The following is a 19,886-nucleotide window of genomic DNA, read 5'->3' as shown; positions in this document are numbered from 1 at the left end:
TGTCGCGGCGAATCCACGGGCGACTCCGGCCGGCTGCAGCGATGAACGACGATCGGGGAACATGACCACTGGCAGCGCGGCGACTCACAACCTGGCCCTGGAGCCGGCGACCGAGCCGGATGGCGAATTCGGTCCGAGCGGCGGTGACGGTGCGACGCCCCGCTCCTGGCCGAACACGCACAAGCGGCCCGATGTCGTCGTCCGGAAGGGTGTCGCGCGACTCGTCAACGACCACCTCACGCCGAGCCAGGCGCTCGTCACCGACCTCCTGTTCATCGGTGATGTCCTGACCGAGGCGGGAATCGACTTCCTGATGGTTCGTGGCAACGACGAGCGCCCTGTCATCGCAATCGACCAGTCCCTGAAGGGCCGCGTCGAATCGGCGCTTGCCTCGGCCTGCGCAGACGAACCGCTCTATTCGAAGACGATCGACGCGAAGGCCCGGCCCGTACTGCTCGCCGACGGCGCGCTGTCGCCGAAACGCAAGGCTCGCATCTTCCGCCTGTACCGCCCGCGCATCGCCCCGGTCGGAGGGCTCAGCTACGGCGCATCGACCGGAGTCGAACTGCAGCTCTGGCGGTTCGGCGAGGACGTCATCGACTGTCCGGTCGAGAATTCGCTGACGAGGCGCTTGCTGCCCCGCTCCGAAGCGATTCGCACAACGGTCGAGCTCTACGGGCGCACCTGGCAGACGTTCCGGGGGATGTTCGACCCGCACGCCTCGGATGTGCGGTTCGACATCGACATCGTCTTCTCGTGGGTCGACGGCACCGATGTCGAATTCCAGCGTCAGCGCGCGAAAAGGATGAAGAGCTACGTGGTGGGGGAGGGCGACGACTCCGAGGCCCGCTACCGCCAGATCGACGAGCTGAAGTACGCCCTCCGCTCCGTGTACCTGTTCGCCCCGTGGGTGCGGCGCATCTTCATCGTGACGGACTCGCCTCGTCCGTCGTGGCTGGCGGAGCATCCGTCGGTCGTGGTCATGCCGAGTGAGGAGTTCTTCAGCGACCCTGGTGCCCTTCCCACCCACAATTCGCAGGCCGTCGAAAGCCAGCTCCAGCACATCCCGGGCCTGAGCGAGCATTTCCTGTACTCGAACGACGACATGTTCTTCGGAAGGCCCGTGCAGCCGGGCATGTTCTTCTCGCCCGGTGGCGTCACGAAGTTCATCGAGGCGACGACGCGCATCGGGCTGGGCGAAAGCGACCCCGCGCGCAGCGGATTCGAGAACGCCGCCCGTGTCAACCGCCAGCTGTTGTGGGATCGCTTCGGCGTGGTCATCACCCGGCACCTCGAACATGCGGCCACTCCGCTGCGGAAGAGCATCCTGCTCGAACTCGAGCGCGAGTTCGCCGACGACTTCGCCCGCACCCAGCACAGTGCGTTCCGCGCAGCCACCGACATCTCCGTGACGAACTCGCTGTATCACTACTACGCGCTCATCACGGGCCGCGCCGTCCAGCAGGAGAGGGCTCGCGTGCGCTATGTCGACACGACGGCGCGCGCACAACTCGCCGCGCTGCCCGGGATGCTCAAAGAGCGCTCGTACGACTTCTTCTGCCTCAACGACGGCAGCTTCCCGGAAGTGTCGGCCGCCGAACGGGCGACGCTCGTGCTCGACTTCCTCGAGAAGTACTTCCCGATCGCGGCCCCGTGGGAGAAGGAAGGCGCCCCGTGGGAGAAGGAAGGCGCCCCGTGGGAGAAGGAAGGCGACTGAGGCGAGGCTTCAGACCCCGGCGAGAATGGCGATCGGTGTGGTCGGAGGTTCGCTCGCAGCCGAAGCGGCCCGCGTGGACACCGGAACGGCCGGGATCGCCGGCGGAATCGAGATGTTCGACCGGTGCAGCAGTTCGGCCGACTCCTCAGGCGTGACATACGACACCGTCGGGAACTGTCCGACAGGAACGACGGAGTGGAGCACGGTCGAGCCGTAGACGTGCACGAGGTTGAACGCCTGGGCACCGTCTCGTCCGCGCGTGCCCCCGACCGGCACATTCAGATCCTGGGTGTAACAGGTGGCGGATGCGACGGACACCGGGATGCCCGCGAAAGTCGCATTCGTCGAATAGTGGAGGTGGCCCGCGATGATGCTGCGCACATCCGACCCCTCCAGCACTTCGGCCAGCGAGGCCTGGTCGCGCAGTTCCACCGAGACGGCGAGGTCGAGCACGCTGGGAACGGGCGGGTGGTGCATCGCGAGGATCGTGCCGTGGGGCGCCGGGATCGCCAGCTCCTCGGCGAGCCAGTCGAGCTGGCTGCTGGTGACCTCGCCGTAGTGCTCACCGGGCACCGTCGAATCGAGGGAGATCACCCGCAGGCCGTTCACGTCGTACACCCGGTCGATGGTCGCCATCGACGGTGCGAGGTCGAGCAGTTCGGAGCGGAACGCGGCGCGATTGTCGTGGTTGCCCATCACCCAGATGAGCTGAGCGCCCAGCCGGTCCGTGACGGGCTCGACGATCGACCTGAGCTTGGCGTACGCAGCGGGGTCGCCTTTGTCGGCCAGGTCGCCGGTGAACACGACCGCCTCCGGTCGCGCGCCGGCCTGCTCGAACTCGTCGAAGATCCGGCGCAGGTGGGCGTCGGCGTCCACGGCGTCATAGAGGAGACCGTCGCCGGTGACCAGGTGGGTGTCGCTCAGGTGGACCAGGAAATGGCTCGGTCGGGGATATTCCGCGATCCGTGCTGCCAGCGCCGGCGTGCTCATACGTCAATCCCACCAGCACAAACTGAACGCGAGGTGGACAAAGCGCGGCGCGTTGGAAAAGGCTGCGACACGCGAGCGCTCTGGTCGGGTCAGGTGCGCGGGGCTGGAAGGTCGAGGTTCCAGTGCCGCGAGACCGTGACGGCGTACTCCTCACCCTCGTCGGCGTGCTCGGCCGGCCCCCTCGAGATGAAGAAGCGCGAGATCACCCGCTGGCTGCCTTCGGCGTCGCTGTAGAGCACATCGACGACGAACGAATCCTCGGTTGCCAGGTGCCTCCGGATGCGCTTCGAGTATTCCGACTCCGGGTCGCGGATCGCGATCTGGCAGAAGCCGGGGTCTGTCGTCGGCACGTAGATGTCGCGGGTCAGCCGGTAGAACTCCGACGGGTCGGCGTGCTCCGCTCGTGGGTCGTCCGGGATGCTCCACCCGTGCAGCACGGCGAGACCGCTCCCGACGTTCCGCAGTGACAGCACGGCATAAACGGCTTCGGCAGTGATCTCGACTGCGGCCCGTCCGCCGTGGACGGTCACCCACTTTCCCTCGAGGTACCGCACTTTCTGGACGGGGTCGCTCCAATTGGAGGGGAGCAGGATGGGGCGGAGGCCCTCCAGGAGCGCGCGCTCTGCGCTCCGGGCCGACCGGTTGGCCGAACGCGTGGCCAGGAAGGTCGCTACGGCGAGGAGGGTCGTCCCGAGTGCGGTGGCGAGGTTCGAGACCAGGAGCCAGTCGATCATCCGCTGCCCTCCTCCGGAGCGCTGGTCGCTACGGGGCGTAGCGCGCGACTTGCCAACAGTGAAACAGTTCTTGACTATGAAGATAGACGAGATGATCGATCTCTCGGTCGTCGTCGGCCCTGCGACGCAGGTCTACCCGGGAGATCCCGCGGTGGAGTTTGCCGCTCACGCCACCATCGACCGTGACGGCTTCAACCTGCTGAGCGTGCACCTGGGGTCGCAGACCGGTACGCATGTCGACGCTCCGTACCACTTCCTCGAATACGGCATGCGGATCGACGAGGTGCCGCTCGAGCGGTTCGTCGGCACCGGCGTGATCGTCGAGGCGACCGAACTGGGACCACGTGGCCGGATCACGTGGGACCACGTCGAGCCGGTCGCGCACCTACTCGGCCCCGGTGCGATCGTTCTCCTGAAGACCGGGTGGAGTGAGCTCTTTGGATCGCCGGAGTATTTCGACAATCCGTTCCTCGAGGCCGATGCCTGCCGTCGCATGCTCGACGCCGGCGTGCGGACCTTCGGGATCGACGCGACCAGCATCGACGAGACGCCTGACACTGATCATCCGGGCGAGGGATTCCCGGTGCACCACCTGATCGCCGAAGTCGGCGGCATCATCGGCGAGAACCTCACCAATCTGGCGGCGGTCGACTTCGACGATCCGTTCATCTGCATGTTCCCGCTCGCCTTCGAGGCGGCCGACGGCGCCCCGGTGCGCGCCGTGGCCATGCGCGTGCGGCGCTAGGACACCGCGGTGGGTCAGCGGCCGGCGAGCAGCGCCTCGGTCTCGGCGAGCAGTACAGCCGTGCTGAAACCGCCCAGCGCCGTGCCCAGTTCCTCGAGTGCCGGGAACGTCGGCGCGATCCGGATGTTGCGGTCCCGAGGGTCGTCTCCATACGGGAACGTCGCCCCGGCCGGTGTTACTGCGATGCCTGCCTGGCCGGCCAGAGCGACCGCCCGGCGCGCGCATCCGTCCGCGACGTCGAGGCTGACGAAGTAGCCGCCCGCGGGCGCCGTCCAGCTGCCGGCGCCGAACGGTGCGAGGCGCTCACGGAAGATGGCGTCGACGGCGTTGAACTTCGGCTCGAGGATCGCGCGATGGTGTGCCATGTGCGCCTCGACCCCCGCCTCGTCGCGCAGCAGCTGCACGTGGCGCAGCTGGTTGATCTTGTCGGGGCCGATGGTCTGGACCGACATGTTGCGGACGATCCAGTCGATGTTGGCCGGGGAGCTGCCGAAGAACGCGACGCCCGAACCGGGGTAGGTGACCTTCGACGTCGAGGCGAAGACGAGGGGCCGATTCGGGTGACCCGCCTCTGCGGCGAGCGCCAGCACGTCGAGCGGCTCCGGTCGCGCATCCGTGAGGTGGTGCACGGCGTACGCGTTGTCCCAGAAGAGCCGGAAATCCGGCGCCGCGGGCGCCGACACGAGTTCGCGGACGATCCGCTCGCTGTAGACCACGCCGGACGGGTTCGAATAGACCGGCACGCACCACATGCCTTTGATGGTCGGGTCGGTCGCGAGCAGGCTGCGGACGACCTCGGGGTCGGGGCCTTCCTCCGTCATCGGCACCGCGATCATCCGGATGCCGTAGCGTTCGCAGATCGAGAAGTGGCGGTCGTACCCGGGCACCGGGGCAAGGAAGGTGACGGTGTCCTCGCGCGACCAGGGTCGCACACCGTCGGGCACACCGTGCAGGAGTGCCTGGACGATGACGTCGTGCATCAGGTTGAGGCTCGAGTTGCCGAGGGCGAGCAGCTGCGCCACGGGAACACGCAGCGGGCCGGCGAAGATCGACCGAAGCTCCGGCAGGCCGAGCGGGCCGCCGTAATTACGCAGGTCGGTTCCCGCCTGGTCGCGGAACTGACCTTCCCCCGGCAGCGAGAGGAGTCCGCCCGAGAGGTCGAGTTGCTCGGCGGAGGGTTTGCCGCGCGTCAGGTCGAGTTTGAGACCTCGCGCCACGAGGGCGTCGTACTGCGCCGAGAAGTCGGCGTGAAGCGCGCGGAGCTCGTCGACGCTGCGTTCGTTCAGAGGGGTTCCGGTCGATGCACTGGCTGCTGTCACGCTCTGATCGTAGCCGCGCAGAGGCCCAAGCGCCTCCCTCGATCCGCCCGGGATCGGGTCAGCGTCTGGACTGTTCGTCCGGCACGCGCGCCGCCCGGGAATCGCGGGAAGATTATGCGACCATCAGCACGTGACTTCAGTTGAACAACCGGTGCGTGGGCGCTCGACGCTCCGGATGACCATCGCGTTCGTCGTCGGCATCATCGTCGCTGTGCTGGTCGGAATGAGCACCAAGTGGACCTACGCAGTTGTCGCCGGGTGGGCGGCAGCCTGCGTCATCTACATCGTCTGGGTCTGGGCGGTTGTCTGGGGCTACGATCCGGCGTCGACCAAAGCTCACGCGCTGCGCGAAGACCCGGGCCGCGGCCTGTCGGACGTGCTCCTGCTGGTCGCGAGCGTCGCGAGCGTCGTCGCCATCGTCTTCATTCTGGTCCAGGCGCACCTGCTTCACGGTTTCGAGCGTGGAGTCCTCGCCCTCCTCGCCGTTCTCAGCGTCAGCCTTTCGTGGATTCTGATCCACACGCTCTTCATGCTCCGCTACGCGCAGCTGTACTTCGTCGACGACTCGCGGCCGATCGACTTCAACCAGAAGGCGACCCCGCAGTACAGCGACTTCGCCTATCTGTCGTTCACCCTGGGCATGACCTTCCAGGTGTCGGACACCAACGTCTCGGATGTTCGCATTCGCAAGACGATCCTTCGGCACTCCCTGCTGTCGTACGTTTTCGGCACGGTGATCCTGGCGACGACCGTCAACCTGGTCGCCGGCCTCACGGCCTAGTCTCCTGCCGCCCGCTCATAGCGGATGAAGCGGTAGCGCAGTCCTGTCCGGGAGACGTGCCAGCCCGTCTCCGGGTCAGTCGCCGCCGCAACCCATTCGCCGCCGACCGCCGGAGCGAAGGTGTCGCCGTCGACGTCCAGGTCGATCTCGGTCACTTCGAGACGATCGGCCAGGACGATCGCCGACGAATACAGTTCGGCGCCGCCGATGATCCAGATCGTCGTATCCGCGTCGACGGTTCCGGATGCGGCGATCGCCTCATCGATCGAATGCGCCGTGACTGCGCCGTCGGCCCGCCAGTCCGGCCGTCGGGTGACGACGATGTTCGGCCTGCCCGGCAGCGGGCGGAACCGCTCGGGCAGCGACTCCCAGGTGCGCCGCCCCATCACCACGGCCGATGCCCCGGTGACGGCGCGGAAATGTGCCAGATCCTCGGGCAGGTGCCAGGGCATCGCCCCGCCCGAACCGATCACGCCGGCGTTCGCTTCTGCCCAGATCAGCCCGATGGTCACCGGTGGCTCACACCGCGACCGCGGCGCGGATGGCCGGGTGGTGCTGGTAGTCCTCCACGACGAAGTCCTCGAACCGATAGTCGAAGATGCTGGCGCGTTCGTTCAGGATGCGCAGCCGTGGCGCCGGGAACGGGTCGCGTGAGAGTTGCTCGGTGACCTGCTCGACGTGGTTGTCGTAGATGTGGCAGTCACCGCCCGTCCAGATGAATTCACCGGGCTCGAGCCCGACCTGGGCGGCCACCATGATCGTCAGCAGTGCGTAGCTCGCGATGTTGAACGGCACGCCGAGGAAGAGGTCGGCGCTGCGCTGGTAGAGCTGGCACGACAGGCGTCCGTCGGCGACGTAGAACTGGAAGAACGCGTGGCACGGCGCGAGGGCCATCTGCGGGATCTCGGCGACGTTCCAGGCGGAGACGATGATGCGGCGGGAATCCGGGTCGGTGCGAAGCGTGTCGATGACCTGGGTGATCTGGTCGATGTGGCTGCCGTCCGGGGCGGGCCACGAACGCCATTGCACCCCGTAGACAGGGCCGAGCTCGCCGTTCTGGTCCGCCCACTCGTCCCAGATGGTCACCCCGTTCTCGCGGAGCCAGCCGACGTTGCTCTCACCGCGGAGGAACCACAGCAACTCGTAAGCGATCGACTTGAAGTGCACGCGTTTGGTCGTGATCAGGGGAAAGCCGTCGGCGAGGTCGAATCGCAGCTGACGGCCGAAGACGCTGCGCGTCCCCGTGCCGGTGCGATCGGATTTGGGGGAGCCGTTCTCGAGAGTGTCCCGGAGCAGGTCTTCGTACGGGGTGGGGATCGTGGCGCTCATCGAGTCGATGGTACGACGAGAGAGGCCCCGACGCGTGGATGACCCCCGGACTGGCGGCAGCCGAACCGGCGAGTGGGCTGAAAACGGGCGGTGAACGGGCTCCACAGACAGTGGGCGTGGCTAGGCTTTTGACATGGGCAGCGAAGAGGTGGGCGACGACGCCCCTGTCGTGAACGAGCCCGGTCGGAGGCGGGCGACGTACACCCCACCGGTGCGCCGCAAACCTGCCGAGAAGCCCGAGAACGCCGAGAACCCCGAGAACCCCGAGAAGGACGCCGCCGTGCATGACGCCGCCGTGCATGACGACGACGAGCTCGCAAGCGCTCTCGAGGCCCAGGTCTCCGCGCTGACCATCAGCACGCCTGTCGTCGCGGCTCCGGATGCGCCCCCGCCGGCTGATGGAGACATCCTGACCGACGACCAGGTCGTGAAACTGATCGATGACGACATCGCCTCACATGGGGACACGCTGAGCGCGATCGCGAAGCTGGAGGAAGTGCTCGCTGTGCGGGCTGCGACCATGGCGATCCCCATCCAGTACCCGGATGCGCAGGCCGAGCCAGAGCCAGAACCCGAGCCGGAGCCGGAACCTGAGGCCGAGCCAGAACCCGAGCCAGAGCCGGAGCCGGAGCCGGAGCCGGAACCCGAGGCCGCACCTGAGGTCGCAGAAGATCTCCCAGTTACGCCGGCAGTGTCAGCGACGGCCACGAGTTTCGACGACATCCTCGCTCCGCGTGCACCGGAAGCGCCGGCCAATGAGCCCGAGCCGACCTTCAGCAGCTGGATCGCGCCCGTCGCGATCGCGACTGGGGTGCTGAAGGTCATCCCCGAGCCTCCGACGCCACCAGACGAGCCGCCCGCGCAGGAGGAGCCGCCCACGCAGGAGGAGCCGCCCGCGGACGAGACGCCCGCAGAGCCCGAGCTGCCGATCGGCGCGAACGAACCGCTCGATCGGGTGCCGCTGCCTGGCGACAGTCCAGAGGAGCCCGCGCACGAGACCTCATCGGTCGCCGAGGAGGTCCCCGCCCGGCCCCCGCTGAGCGTCGACTCCGTCCCGCTGCCCATCGCCCAGCCGGAGGCGACTCAGGCCCACGACGTGCTTCCCGCCGGAATGGACGCGGACGTGGAGGACGATGCGGACGACGTCCGGATCCCGGCGATCGCGGCCACCGCGCTGGCCCCCATGCCGAGTCCGCGGGTCGGCGTCGACGAAGAGGTCCTGTTCGACGGTGAGCCTGCGCCTCAACCACTGTTCCGGCCCGAGACCGAGTCACTGGAACCGACTCCGCTGGATCGACGCGTCGGCCACGCGGCGCGCATGTTCTGGCTCTGGTTCGGCGCGACGTCATCGCTCGTCAGCGTCGGTGTGGGCGCCTTGCTCTTCACGTTCGGTCTCAGCCTCCGACAGATGATCGTCGCAACGCTGATCGGCGTCGCCCTGTCGTTCCTTCCGCTCGGTCTCGGCACACTCGCCGGCAAGTGGAGCGGCCAGCCGACCATGGTCGTCTCACGCGCGACCTTCGGGATCAAGGGCAACGTCCTGGCGGCCGTGCTCGCGCTGGTGACCCGCCTCTTCTGGGGCGCGGTGCTCCTGTGGCTGGTGGCGACGGCCGTCGCCTCGCTCTTCACCTCGCTCGGTGTGGCGGTCGACCCCGTGATCATCACCGCTGCCGCGCTCATCGTCGCGATCGTCGTCGCGGCTGTGATCGCCTACTTCGGTTACGCGCTCGTCGCCCGGGTGCAGCTGGTGGTCACGATCGCATCCGCTGCGCTCATTATCGGCACGATCGTCGTCACGTGGCGCTCGGTGCATTTCGGGGTCGCGCTCGCGCTCCCCGATGCGGTGTGGCTCAAAGTCGTGACCGGGGCCGTCCTGGTCTTCAGCTATCTCGGACTCGCCTGGGCGAACAGCAGCGCCGAGCTCGCCCGGTACCAACGACGGCGCTCATCCGGTGCCGCCTCCATGCTCTGGGCGACCTTCGGGGCCACGCTGCCGCCGTTCGTGCTGATCTCCTACGGTGGGCTGCTCTCCGCTTCGCAGCCCGGCCTCGCCGCCGACCTGGCCCACAATCCCGTCGACGCCTTCGGCCAGCTCGGGCTGCCTGCGTGGTATCCGGTCCCCCTTCTCCTCGCGATCGTGCTCAGCCTGGTGTCGGCGATCGTGCTCAACATCTATTCGGGCGGTTTCAGCCTCCAGACGCTGGGGCTCCGGCTCGAGAGGCGATGGAGCGTGCTGATCGTCTCGGCGGGGATCGCCATCGTCGGAACGATCCTCCTGACGGTCGTGCCCGATTTCACCGGTGTCCTCGGCCTGCCCACGACTCTCGCCGTGCCCGTGGCCGCGTGGGCGGGATTGTTCGCGTCCGACATCATGATCCGGACGCGCCGCTTCCATCACGAATCCCTGCTGCGGAGCGGAGGGGCCTACCCCGACTGGCGCTGGGTCAACCTGGCGATGCTCGTCATCGCGAGTATCGTCGGGCTCGGCCTCGTGCACTCCAGCATGGTGTGGCTGCACTGGGAGGGCTTCCTGTACCCGCTGCTCGGCGTCGACCCGGACGGGGACCTGGGGACGAGCAACATCGGAGTCCTCGTCGCACTCGGCCTCGGTCTGATCACGCCGATCGTCTCAGGCATTCCCGCTGTACGGCGCCAGGAGCGGGCGCATTGAGAACCGGCCGGTGTGCCCCCGCGCCCAGCAAGTAGGCTCTATTCGTGCCCCACACTCTTGCCACTGTCCTCGAAGCCGTCGAGAAGCTCTGGCCGCTGTCCGGAGCGGAGAGCTGGGATGCGCCGGGGCTGGTGTCCGGCGACCCGGCTGAGACGATCGAGACGGTGCTGCTCGCTGTGGACGCTGTCGGCGACACGGTCGACGAGGCGATCGAAGCCAACGCCGACCTGCTTCTCGTGCACCACCCACTGCTGCTCCGAGCCGTGACGAGCGTCGCCGAAGACCGTTACAAGGGCGCTCTGCTCGCCCGACTCATCCGGGCGAACTGTGCGCTGCTCGCTGCGCACACGAACGCCGACGTCGTCTCAGACGGCGTGTCGGCCGTGATAGCGGATCGTCTCGGGCTCACCGACCTCGCGCCGATCGTGCCCGGCCCTGACGGAGTCAGCGGAATCGGCCGGGTCGGAACCCTGGCCGAGCCGGTCTCGCTCGGGCATCTCGCCCGCGAACTGGCCGAGCTACTCCCGCCTACGGCCGGGGGCGTGCGCGTCTCGGGCGACTACAACCAGCCGGTTCAGCGCGTCGCGCTCTGCGGGGGAGCAGGCGACTCGCTTCTGGCGACGGATGCGGTTACCGGCTCCGACGTGTACATCACGGCCGATCTGCGCCACCACCCCGCCTCCGAAGCCCGCGAGCAGGCACTCATCGGCGGTGGACCCGCCCTCATCGACGTATCGCACTGGGCGAGCGAATGGTTGTGGCTCGAGACAGCTGCACGCCAGCTCGCCGAAGCGCTGCCGGGGCTCGACGTCAGCGTGAGCGAGACGCGCACCGACCCGTGGGATTTCGTGGTCGTCCAATGAGAACATCCCCGTCACGATCGAAGGTCAGGAACCCGTGAAAGCAAGCCCCGCCGACCAGAACGAACTGCTCCGGCTCCAGACGGCCGACACGCGACTCCAGCAGCTTCAGCATGCCGAAGCCAACCTGCCGCAGACCGCCGAGCTCGCCGCTCTCGCACCGGACGTCGACGCCATCCGCTCCAGGTGGATCGCCCGAACCGGTGAGCTCGACGACGCACGCACCGAGCTCAAGCGCGCCGAATCGGATGTCGAAGTCGTCGAAGCGCGGATCGCCCGCGACTCCGGGCGTCTGCAGCACACCTCCTCCGTGAAGGACGTTCAGGCCCTGGAGACGGAACTGACGGCATTGCGCCGGCGTCGCAGCGACCTGGAAGAGATCGAGCTGACGGTGATGGAACGCATCGAAGAACTCGAAACGCTCGTCAACGACATCGACGAGGAGCGCACGGTGCTGGGCGGGCGCGTGGACGCGCTGGAAGCGGCCCGGGCCGAGGAGAAAGGCAAGCTCGACGCTCAGCGAGAGGCACTCGCGAAAGACCGTGCGGCGATTGCCGGCGCCCTCCCGGCCGACCTGGTCGAACTCTACGAGAAGCAGCGCGCACGCTACGGGATCGGCGCTGCGCTGCTCGTCCGCGGGGTGTCGATGGGGAGCAACGTGAAGCTCAACGAATCCGATCTGGCGGTCATCCGTCGCGCAGCCCCCGACGACGTCGTGCTGTGTCCCGACAGCAGCGCCATCCTCATCCGCAACGAAGAATCGGGCCTCTGAGGCGTGCACCGGTAGGATCGAAGGCGAATGGGCCGGCAAGACGGTCGCGTCGGTCCGCTTCGGCGGTCCGCCGAGGAACGTCCGGGCTCCACAGAGCAGGGCGGTGGGTAACACCCACCCGGGGCAACCCGCGAGACAGTGCCACAGAAAACAGACCGCCGCGTGCCTTCGGGCGCTGCGGTAAGGGTGAAACGGTGGTGTAAGAGACCACCAGCGACCGGGGTGACCCGGTCGGCTCGGTAAACCTCGCCCGGAGCAAGGTCAGACAGGGAACGTTGAGGCTGCTCGCCGAGTTCCCGGGTAGACCGCTGGAGGGCTGCGGCAACGTAGTCCCGAGATAGATGGCCGTCCACGGCGCGCAAGCGCCCGGACAGAACCCGGCGTAATAGCCGGCCCATTCACCTACGGTTCATGGGCCGGCTATGAGTGCTTGTTGGCGCGCCGCCGCCTCTGCGGCGCGCTGTGCGAAGCGCCGTACACGCCGCCGCTTCGCACCTGCCGGCCCATTCGCCTACGGTTCATGGGCCGGCTATGAGTGCGTGTTGGCGCGCCGCCGCCTCTGCGGCGCGCTGTGCGAAGCGCCGTACACGCCGCCGCTTCGCACCTGCCGGCCGGGCGCGCGACTACTCGGGGTCGGGCACGAAGCGGTAGCCCATCCCGGGCTCGGTCAGCAGGTAGCGCGGTTGCGACGGGACCGGTTCGAGCTTCTTGCGTAGCTGGGCCAGGTACAGGCGCAGGTACCCGGTGTCGTTGGTGTACTGCGGGCCCCACACCTCGGTGAGCAGGGACTGCCGCGTCACCAGGCGCTGCGGGTTCCGCAGCAGCATCTCCAGGATCTGCCACTCCGTCGGGGTCAGCCGGACCGCCTCGGTTCCGTTCTCCGTCGCCCGCACCACCTGTCTGGCGGCGAGGTCGACCGAGATGGGTCCGAAACGCACGACCGGTTCGTCGGCGACGGCGGGCGTCCGCCGGGTCAGGGCACGGATGCGCGCCAGCAGCTCATCCGCGGCGAACGGCTTCGTCACGTAGTCGTCGGCGCCGGCATCGAGAGCCCCCACCTTGTCGGTCGATCCCGTGCGACCGGAGACGACGAGGATGGGGGCGTGCGTCCAGCCCCGTAACCCTTCGATGACCTCGATTCCGCTCATGCCGGGCATCCCGAGGTCGAGGACGACGAGTTCCGGGTGATGTTCCACGGCCTGGTTGAGTGCTTCCGCCCCGTTTCGGGCGACCGACACCTCGTAGCCGCGGGCCGTCAGCATGATGCGGAGCGCCCGCAGGATCTGCGGATCGTCGTCGGCGACCAGGATTCTCATCGCACCTCCTCCCGCTCGGCGATCGGGAGCGACACGACCATGGTCAGGCCGCCGCCCGGAGTGTCTTCGGCGTCGATGGTTCCGCCCATCCCTTCCACGAATCCTTTGGAGAGCGCAAGACCGAGGCCGATTCCGGTGGTGTTGTCCGTGTCGCCGAGACGCTGGAACGGCACGAAGACCGCGTCGCGCCGATCTTCGGGGATGCCGGGGCCGTGATCGACGATGCGTATTTCGACCGTTCCGCCGAATTCGCTCGCACCGATCATCGGAGGCGATTCCGGCGGGCTGAACCGGATGGCGTTGGTGAGCAGGTTCACGAGCACCCGCTGCAGCAGAACGGCGTCCGCGAGCACGGGCGACAGGTCGGACGAGAGGTCGAGTTCCACGTCCGCCGGCCCGAACTCGAGCTCGTCGAGGACGGGCAGGATGAGGTCGTCGATGTCCGTGGGCGCGATCGAGACGGCGAGCACGCCCGCCTGCAGTCGGCTCACGTCGAGGAGGTTGGTGACCAGGTTCGCCAGGCTGCGGAGACTGAGCTCTGCGGTTTCGAGCAGGGCGTCACGGTCGGCGTCCGACCAGGTGACGTCCCTCGAGAGCAGGGAGGTGACCGCGGCTGTAGCGGCGGCGAGCGGGCGCCGCAAATCGTGTCCCACCGACGCGAGGAGGGCGCTTCGTACGCGATCCGCTTCGGCCAGCGGCGCCAGCTCGCTCGCGGTCGCCGCGAGGTCCCGGGCTTCGAGTGCGGCGTCCAGCTGGGTCACGATGACCGCGAGCAGACGACGGTCGGCTGACGGCAGGTCGCGCCCGAAGAGCTCGAGGGTGCCACGTTCGCCGACCGGGATGCTCTGGACGTGCCCGCCTCCGGGCTGTTCGCCGTCGGTGTAGAGCACCTCGCCGTCGCACACCAGGCGCGCCTCGTCGAGCCCGAACGCTTCCCTGGTGCGGGTGACGAGCGCCTGGATCGTGTCCTCTCCCCGGATCACGCCTCCGGCCACCGTCGCGAGGAGTTCCGCTTCCGCGCTCGCTCGTTTCGCAGCGCGGCCGCGGCGGGCGGCGCGATCGACGACCAGGCTGACGAGCGCTGCGATCACCACGAACAGGATCAGCGCGTACAGGTGGAACGGCTCGCCGATGGTGATCGAGTAGAACGGCTTGACGAAGAAGTAGTCGAGGGTCACCGCGCAGAGCAGTGCGGCGAACACGGCAGGCCAGAGACCGCCGACCATGGCGACCAGCACGACGAGCAGTTGGTAGGTGAGCACATCCGCCGTTATCGACTCGGTCGAGCGCAGCGGCACCAGGATCGCGGTCAGAAGGGGAGCGCCGACGATCGCGAGGGCGAAGCCGTAGATCCGTCGGCGCACGGTGAGGCCGCCCCTGAAGCGGGGAAGCGTCGCACCGCCGCCTCGTGCACGGGAGACGATGTGGACGTCGATGTCGCCCGATTCGCGGATGACGGTCGAACCGATCCCGGCGCCGGTGAGCGCGGCGCCGAGCCGATTGCGCCTGCTCACGCCGATCACGAGCTGCGTCGCGTTGTTCGATCGGGCGAAATCGATGAGGGCCAGCGGAATGTTGTCGCCGATGACCTGGTGGTAGGTGCCGCCGAGCTGCTCCACGAGCGCACGCTGGGCCTCAAGTGCCCCAGGGCTCTCTTCCCGCAGGCCGTCCTGGCTGGTCACGTGTACGGCGAGGAGTTCGCCACCGGATGAGCGCGCCGCGATTCGCGCACCGCGGCGGACGAGCGTCTCGCCGTGACGGTCGCCGGCCAGGGCGACGACGACCCGCTCTCTCGTCTCCCACGTGCTGTCGATACCGTGCGCGGCGCGGTACTGCTGGAGCGAGCTGTCGACCTCGCCTGCCAGCCAGAGCAGGGTGAGTTCACGCAGTGCGGTGAGGTTGCCGAGGCGGAAGTAATTCGACAGGGCCGCGTCGATGTGCGCCTCCGGGTAGACGGCCCCGTCGGAGAGCCGGGCTTGCAGCGCCTGTGGTGCGAGGTCGACCACTTCGATCTGATCGGCCGTTCGCACGACCGCGTCCGGGAGCGTCTCGCGCTGCCGCGTCCCGGTGATCTGCTCGACCACATCGTTGAGCGATTCGATGTGCTGGACGTTGACGGTGGTGACCACGTCGATGCCTGCGTCGAGCAGCACCTCGACATCCTGCCAGCGTTTCTCGTGGGGTGAGCCGGGCGCGTTCGTGTGGGCGAGTTCGTCGACGAGGGCGAGCTGTGGGCGGCGCGCGAGCACGGCGTCCAGGTCGAGTTCGGTGAGGTCGGCGCCGCGCTCGGTGACGACACGTCGCGGCACCACCTCCAGCCCGTCGAGGAGAGCGGCGATGCTCGCGCGGCCGTGTGTCTCGACCAGCGCGACGACCACGTCTTTGCCGAGCCCCTGGAGTCGGCGGCCCTCTTCGAGCATGGCGAACGTCTTGCCGACGCCGGGTGCGGCGCCCAGCATGACTCGAAGTCGTCCGCGGGTCATGCTCCCTCTCGCACTACGCGGCGCCGGGGCGCGCCAACGCTGCCGCCCCGAGGATGCCCGCATTGTTGCGATAGACCGCGGGAACCATGGGGGTCCTCAGCTTGAGGAGCGGCATGAACTCCTCGTAGTTCTTCGAGACACCCCCTCCGATGATGAAGAGGTCGGGCGAGAACAGGAACTCGACGGTCTCGTAGTAGCGCTGCAGGCGCTTCGCCCACTGTTCCCAGCTCAGGTCTTCGCGTTCTTTGGCGGCGTAGGAGGCGCGCGATTCCGCATCCGCCCCATCGATCTCGAGGTGTCCGAGTTCGGCGTTCGGGATGAGCACACCGTCGTAGATGAGGGCCGACCCGATTCCGGTACCCAAGGTCGTGAGGATGATCAGGCCGTCCTTGTCCTTCGCAGCGCCGAACTGCGATTCCGCGTAGCCGGCCGCATCCGCGTCGTTGACGAAGTGGATGTCCCGGCCGAGGCCGGTCTCGAAGAGTTCTTCGGCGTGGAGCCCGATCCACTTCTTGGACACGTTCGCGGCCGACATCGTGATGCCGCGCTTGACGATCGCCGGAAAGCAGACGCCGACCGGTGCGCTCGGGTCTTCTGCCGCGAGCTGTGCGACGATCGTCTTCGTCGTCTCGACGATGTCGTTCGGTTTGCCGCCGGAGGGCGTGGGCAGCTTCACCCGGTCGCTGATGAGCGCACCGGTCGACAGGTCGACGAGGCCTCCTTTGATTCCCGTACCGCCGATGTCGATTCCGATTGCGGTCGTCAGAGAGGTCATACGGGAAATCTACTCTCTAGGCCACGGTGAGCACTTCGGCGCCCCGCTCGGTGACGACGAGGGTGTGCTCGAATTGCGCCGTGATGCTCTTGTCTCGTGTGGTGACCGTCCAGTCGTCTGCCCAGAGGTCCCATTCGTGGGTGCCGAGGGTGAGCATCGGTTCGATGGTGAACACCATCCCGACCTGCATTTCGGTGTCGTAGAGAGGAGCCGAGTCGTAGTGGGGGATGATCAGGCCGGAGTGGAACGTCGCACCCACCCCGTGGCCGGTGAAGTCCCGGACGACGCCGTAGCCGAACCGTCGGGCGTAGGATTCGATCGCCCGACCGATGACGTTGACCTGGCGCCCCGGCGCCACGGCCTTGATGCCCCGGTTCAGGGCCTCCCTGGTGCGCTCGACGAGCTCGCTGACGGCGTCGGATGCGCTACCGGCGATGAACGTCCGGTTGCTGTCGCCGTGGAACCCGTTCCTGAACGCGGTGATGTCGATGTTGACGATGTCTCCGTCGTCCAGCACCGTGTCGTCGGGGATGCCGTGGCAGATGACTTCGTTCACCGAGGTGCAGATCGACTTGGGGTAGCCCCGGTAGCCCAGCGTGGACGGGTAGGCGCCGTGGGAAATGAGGAACTCGTGGCCGATCGCATCCAGTTCGTCCGTCGTCACACCCGGCCGCACCGCAGCCCCGACCAGCTCGATCGCCGCGGCCGCGATGCGCCCCGACTCGCGGATGAGCTCGATCTCGTCCGGTCTGTAGACGTCACCGCGCGTCGAGGGCGTCGGACCCGGCCGCCCGACGTATTCCGGTCGCGGAATGCTCGATGGGACGGGCCGCATCGGGGAGATGCGCCCGGGTACCAGATGACCGGCGGAATCCTTGGGCATAGGATCAAGCTTATGACCGCCGAGAACAGGCACGGCATCGCCCAGGATGCCGAACATCGCTACTGGTACAACATGAAGACCGGAGCGGTCGAGCAGGGATTCATCTCACCGGCGCCCGACCGGGTCGGTCCGTTCGAGACGCGCGAGGAAGCCGAGCACGCGTTGGAGAAGCTCCGCGAGAACAGCGCGAAGTGGGCTGAGGAGGACGCCCGCGACGAGTAGCCGGCCCGGCCCGCGTCACTCGTAGGAGTGCTCGGGCCCCGGGTAGACGCCGCCGCCGACATCGGCCTTGAAGGCCGCAGCCGCACCGGCCAGCACGCCTTTGAGGTCGGCGTACTGCTTGACGAATTTGGGGATCCGTCCGGTGGTGAATCCGGCCCAGTCCGTCCAGACGAGCAGCTGGCCGTCGACGTGAGGACCGGCACCGACCCCGATCGTCGGGATGCGCAGCTCTTCCGTCACGCGCGCAGCCGATGCGGCAGGGACCATCTCCATGACGACCGCGAATGCCCCGGCGTCTTCCACGGCGTGGGCATCCGCGAGCAGTTGCTCTGCCCCCTCGCCGCGTCCCTGGATGATGTGGCCACCCAACCCGTGCTCGCTCTGCGGCGTGAAGCCGATGTGAGCCATCACGGGGATGCCCGCGTCGACGATGCGGCCGATCTGGTCGGCGCTGCGGACTCCGCCTTCGAGTTTCACGGCGTGGGCTCCGGTCTCCTTCATGAAGCGGATGGCTGTGTGCAGCGCTTCGAGCGAGCCGGTCTCGTACGATCCGAACGGCATATCGGCGATGACGAAGGCACGTTTGACGGCCCCGGCGACGGCGCGCGTCAGGGGGATGAGGTCGTCGACGGTGACGGGAAGCGTGGTGTCGTAGCCGAGGACGTTGTTGCCGGCGGAGTCGCCGACGAGGAGGAAGTCGATGCCGGCCGCATCGAAGATCTGGGCCGTGAGCTGGTCGTAGCTCGTCAGGCCGGTGATCTTGATCCCCTGCTCCTTGGCTGCCTGGAAGTGCCTGGTGCGAACTCGTTTCAGGTCGGGAAACGATGGTCCGGCTGAGAGGTCTGACATGCGCTCAGTCTAACGATCCACCGGTGGCGCGGTTCGGCGCGTTTCGGGGCCTTCAACCAGTAACCTAGGAGGGCTGACGAAAGGGGCAGGATGGACAAGCAGCGCGACTTCGTTCTTCGCACGATCGAGGAACGTGGCATCAAGTTCGTGCGGCTGTGGTTCACCGATGTCGTCGGAACGCTGAAGTCCGTGGCCATCGCCCCTGCCGAGGTCGAGGGGGCGTTCGCCGAGGGCCTCGGGTTCGACGGCTCCGCGATCGAGGGGCTCACTCGCGCCTTCGAGTCCGACCTGCTCGCGCATCCGGATCCCACGACCTTCCAGATCCTTCCGTGGCGCGGCGAGGTCGACCCGACCGCGCGCATGTTCTGCGACATCACGACACCGGATGGCCAGCCGTCCGTGTCCGACCCGCGGAACGTGCTCAAACGCACGCTCGAGAAGGCCGCCGACCGCGGGTTCACCTTCTACACGCATCCCGAGATCGAGTTCTACCTCCTGAAGTCGTCGCAGTTCGGTCCTGAAGGGCCCGAGCCGGTGGACTCCGCCGGCTACTTCGACAACGTGCCGGGTGGCACGGCTCACGACTTCCGGCGACGCTCGGTGCGGATGCTCGAAGACCTGGGCATCTCCGTCGAGTTCAGCCATCACGAGGCGGGTCCGGGGCAGAACGAGATCGACCTCCGTTACGCGGATGCGCTGACCACGGCCGACAACATCATGACGTTCCGCACGGTCATCAAAGAGGTCGCCATCGAGCAGGGCGTCTACGCCACGTTCATGCCGAAGCCCCTGTCCGGCTACCCGGGGTCGGGTATGCACACCCACATGTCGCTCTTCGAGGGCGACACCAACGCGTTCTTCGAGGCCGGCGCCCAGTACCAGCTGTCCAAGATCGGGCGGCAGTTCATCGCCGGACTCCTGCGGCACGCTCCCGAGATCACCGCCGTGACCAACCAGTTCGTCAACTCCTACAAGCGCCTGTGGGGCGGCGACGAAGCGCCCAGCTTCGTGTGCTGGGGCCACAACAACAGGTCCGCACTCGTCCGGGTTCCGCTGTACAAGCCGAACAAGGGCCAGAGCTCGCGCGTCGAGTACCGCGCGATCGACTCTGCGGCGAACCCCTACCTGTCGTTCTCGCTCATGCTCGCCGCGGGTCTCAAGGGCATCGAAGAGGGATATGAGCTCCCGCCCGAGGCAGAGAACAACGTCTGGGCGCTGAGCGACGCGGAACGTCGGGCACTGGGCTACAACCAGCTGCCGGCGAGTCTCGACCACGCCATCTCGCTGATGGAGGACTCCGAACTCGTCGCCGAGACGCTGGGGGAGCAGGTCTTCAACTATGTCCTGCTCAACAAGCGCCAGGAGTGGCATGCCTACCGAGCGCAGGTCACGCCGTACGAGCTTCGGACCAACCTCGAGATCCTCTAGGCGCACGACGCC

General features: G+C 67.5%; 18 protein-coding genes and 1 other RNA gene. 9 read left to right on the top strand and 10 right to left on the bottom strand.

Going from position 1 to position 19,886, the window contains the following annotated elements; translation table 11 throughout:
- The first annotated feature begins 61 nt into the window (after positions 1-61).
- A complete protein-coding gene (locus G3T36_RS11060) occupies positions 62-1,717 on the top strand; it encodes a stealth family protein (RefSeq protein ID WP_163289830.1) in 1,656 nt (551 codons plus the stop codon).
- 9 nt (positions 1,718-1,726) lie between these two features.
- Here the strand turns inward: G3T36_RS11060 and G3T36_RS11055 are convergent, their stop codons facing one another.
- Positions 1,727-2,707, bottom strand: coding sequence for a phosphodiesterase (locus G3T36_RS11055; RefSeq protein ID WP_163289829.1), 981 nt, complete (start codon positions 2,705-2,707; stop codon positions 1,727-1,729).
- Between the two features lie 89 nt (positions 2,708-2,796).
- Entirely contained in the window at positions 2,797-3,441 is a 645-nt protein-coding gene (locus G3T36_RS11050) for a hypothetical protein (RefSeq protein WP_163289828.1), read from the bottom strand.
- 76 nt (positions 3,442-3,517) lie between these two features.
- Here G3T36_RS11050 and G3T36_RS11045 point away from each other — a divergent pair, with 76 nt between their 5' ends.
- Positions 3,518-4,186 carry a cyclase family protein gene (locus G3T36_RS11045; protein ID WP_163289827.1) on the top strand — a complete coding sequence of 223 codons (669 nt, stop codon included), beginning with the start codon at positions 3,518-3,520 and terminating at the stop codon, positions 4,184-4,186.
- A gap of 14 nt (positions 4,187-4,200) precedes the next feature.
- Here the strand turns inward: G3T36_RS11045 and G3T36_RS11040 are convergent, their stop codons facing one another.
- Positions 4,201-5,505, bottom strand: coding sequence for an aspartate aminotransferase type Ic (locus G3T36_RS11040; RefSeq protein WP_338031554.1), 1,305 nt, complete (start codon positions 5,503-5,505; stop codon positions 4,201-4,203).
- A gap of 130 nt (positions 5,506-5,635) precedes the next feature.
- Here G3T36_RS11040 and G3T36_RS11035 point away from each other — a divergent pair, with 130 nt between their 5' ends.
- Positions 5,636-6,286, top strand: a complete 651-nt coding sequence (locus G3T36_RS11035) for a DUF1345 domain-containing protein (RefSeq protein WP_338031553.1) — start codon at positions 5,636-5,638, stop codon at positions 6,284-6,286.
- On the opposite strand, the gene G3T36_RS11030 is transcribed toward G3T36_RS11035, so the two are convergent.
- Both G3T36_RS11030 and G3T36_RS11025 read right to left on the bottom strand, forming a co-directional pair.
- On the bottom strand, positions 6,283-6,798 hold the full coding sequence (locus G3T36_RS11030; RefSeq protein WP_163289826.1) for a dihydrofolate reductase: 516 nt from the start codon (positions 6,796-6,798) through the stop codon (positions 6,283-6,285). The two genes, G3T36_RS11035 and G3T36_RS11030, sit on opposite strands and share 4 nt — an antisense overlap.
- A gap of 7 nt (positions 6,799-6,805) precedes the next feature.
- Positions 6,806-7,615 carry a thymidylate synthase gene (locus tag G3T36_RS11025; RefSeq protein ID WP_163289825.1) on the bottom strand — a complete coding sequence of 270 codons (810 nt, stop codon included), beginning with the start codon at positions 7,613-7,615 and terminating at the stop codon, positions 6,806-6,808.
- Between the two features lie 133 nt (positions 7,616-7,748).
- On the opposite strand from G3T36_RS11025, the gene G3T36_RS11020 reads away from it, so the two are divergent.
- The 4 genes from G3T36_RS11020 (at position 7,749) to rnpB (ending at position 12,319) form a co-directional block, all read left to right on the top strand.
- Positions 7,749-10,286, top strand: coding sequence for a purine-cytosine permease family protein (locus G3T36_RS11020; RefSeq protein ID WP_163289824.1), 2,538 nt, complete (start codon positions 7,749-7,751; stop codon positions 10,284-10,286).
- A 44-nt stretch (positions 10,287-10,330) separates the two neighbouring features.
- Entirely contained in the window at positions 10,331-11,149 is an 819-nt protein-coding gene (locus tag G3T36_RS11015) for a Nif3-like dinuclear metal center hexameric protein (protein WP_163289823.1), read from the top strand.
- 34 nt (positions 11,150-11,183) lie between these two features.
- Positions 11,184-11,918 (top strand): CT398-like coiled coil hairpin domain-containing protein, encoded by a 735-nt coding sequence (locus G3T36_RS11010; RefSeq protein WP_163289822.1) that lies wholly within the window; start codon positions 11,184-11,186, stop codon positions 11,916-11,918.
- Between the two features lie 28 nt (positions 11,919-11,946).
- An RNA gene (gene rnpB / locus G3T36_RS11005) (RNase P RNA component class A) lies at positions 11,947-12,319 on the top strand.
- 222 nt (positions 12,320-12,541) lie between these two features.
- Here the strand turns inward: rnpB and G3T36_RS11000 are convergent.
- The 4 genes from G3T36_RS11000 to map are packed head-to-tail and all read right to left on the bottom strand — an operon-like array spanning position 12,542 to position 17,375.
- A complete protein-coding gene (locus tag G3T36_RS11000) occupies positions 12,542-13,234 on the bottom strand; it encodes a response regulator (protein WP_163289821.1) in 693 nt (230 codons plus the stop codon).
- Complete coding sequence (locus G3T36_RS10995; protein ID WP_163289820.1) at positions 13,231-15,717, bottom strand: ATP-binding protein; 2,487 nt, start codon at positions 15,715-15,717, stop codon at positions 13,231-13,233. The genes G3T36_RS11000 and G3T36_RS10995 overlap by 4 nt, the downstream gene beginning before the upstream one ends.
- A gap of 13 nt (positions 15,718-15,730) precedes the next feature.
- Positions 15,731-16,492 carry a polyphosphate--glucose phosphotransferase gene (ppgK, locus tag G3T36_RS10990; RefSeq protein ID WP_163289819.1) on the bottom strand — a complete coding sequence of 254 codons (762 nt, stop codon included), beginning with the start codon at positions 16,490-16,492 and terminating at the stop codon, positions 15,731-15,733.
- 16 nt (positions 16,493-16,508) lie between these two features.
- The gene (gene map / locus G3T36_RS10985; RefSeq protein ID WP_163289818.1) at positions 16,509-17,375 is read right to left on the bottom strand and encodes a type I methionyl aminopeptidase; all 867 of its coding nucleotides are present in this window, start codon (positions 17,373-17,375) and stop codon (positions 16,509-16,511) included.
- A 12-nt stretch (positions 17,376-17,387) separates the two neighbouring features.
- Between map and G3T36_RS10980 the strand changes: the two genes are divergently transcribed.
- Positions 17,388-17,597: an SPOR domain-containing protein gene (locus G3T36_RS10980; protein WP_163289817.1), complete on the top strand. Its 210-nt coding sequence runs from the start codon at positions 17,388-17,390 to the stop codon at positions 17,595-17,597.
- Positions 17,598-17,612: 15 nt separating this feature from the next.
- Here the strand turns inward: G3T36_RS10980 and panB are convergent, their stop codons facing one another.
- Positions 17,613-18,446 carry a 3-methyl-2-oxobutanoate hydroxymethyltransferase gene (gene panB, locus G3T36_RS10975; protein ID WP_163289816.1) on the bottom strand — a complete coding sequence of 278 codons (834 nt, stop codon included), beginning with the start codon at positions 18,444-18,446 and terminating at the stop codon, positions 17,613-17,615.
- Positions 18,447-18,536: 90 nt separating this feature from the next.
- Here panB and glnA point away from each other — a divergent pair, with 90 nt between their 5' ends.
- Positions 18,537-19,874 (top strand): type I glutamate--ammonia ligase, encoded by a 1,338-nt coding sequence (glnA, locus tag G3T36_RS10970; protein ID WP_163289815.1) that lies wholly within the window; start codon positions 18,537-18,539, stop codon positions 19,872-19,874.
- Positions 19,875-19,886 lie beyond the last annotated feature (12 nt).

The sequence above is a fragment of the Leifsonia tongyongensis genome (assembly GCF_010686705.1).
Classification (GTDB): domain Bacteria; phylum Actinomycetota; class Actinomycetes; order Actinomycetales; family Microbacteriaceae; genus Diaminobutyricibacter; species Diaminobutyricibacter tongyongensis.
The sequence above is the reverse complement of the archived record's forward strand: the minus strand, read 5'-3'. Positions and strand labels throughout refer to the sequence as shown.

Bases quoted from the DNA above. Each gene is read 5' to 3' on its own strand.
- G3T36_RS11060 (WP_163289830.1), top strand. From the start codon at position 62: ATGACCACTGGCAGCGCGGCGACTCACAACCTGGCCCTGGAGCCGGCG.
- G3T36_RS11055 (WP_163289829.1), bottom strand. From the start codon at position 2,707: ATGAGCACGCCGGCGCTGGCAGCACGGATCGCGGAATATCCCCGACCG.
- G3T36_RS11050 (WP_163289828.1), bottom strand. From the start codon at position 3,441: ATGATCGACTGGCTCCTGGTCTCGAACCTCGCCACCGCACTCGGGACG.
- G3T36_RS11045 (WP_163289827.1), top strand. From the start codon at position 3,518: ATGAAGATAGACGAGATGATCGATCTCTCGGTCGTCGTCGGCCCTGCG.
- G3T36_RS11025 (WP_163289825.1), bottom strand. From the start codon at position 7,615: ATGAGCGCCACGATCCCCACCCCGTACGAAGACCTGCTCCGGGACACT.
- G3T36_RS11020 (WP_163289824.1), top strand. From the start codon at position 7,749: ATGGGCAGCGAAGAGGTGGGCGACGACGCCCCTGTCGTGAACGAGCCC.
- G3T36_RS11000 (WP_163289821.1), bottom strand. From the start codon at position 13,234: ATGAGAATCCTGGTCGCCGACGACGATCCGCAGATCCTGCGGGCGCTC.
- G3T36_RS10995 (WP_163289820.1), bottom strand. From the start codon at position 15,717: ATGACCCGCGGACGACTTCGAGTCATGCTGGGCGCCGCACCCGGCGTC.
- ppgK (WP_163289819.1), bottom strand. From the start codon at position 16,492: ATGACCTCTCTGACGACCGCAATCGGAATCGACATCGGCGGTACGGGA.
- map (WP_163289818.1), bottom strand. From the start codon at position 17,375: ATGCCCAAGGATTCCGCCGGTCATCTGGTACCCGGGCGCATCTCCCCG.
- G3T36_RS10980 (WP_163289817.1), top strand. From the start codon at position 17,388: ATGACCGCCGAGAACAGGCACGGCATCGCCCAGGATGCCGAACATCGC.
- panB (WP_163289816.1), bottom strand. From the start codon at position 18,446: ATGTCAGACCTCTCAGCCGGACCATCGTTTCCCGACCTGAAACGAGTT.
- glnA (WP_163289815.1), top strand. From the start codon at position 18,537: ATGGACAAGCAGCGCGACTTCGTTCTTCGCACGATCGAGGAACGTGGC.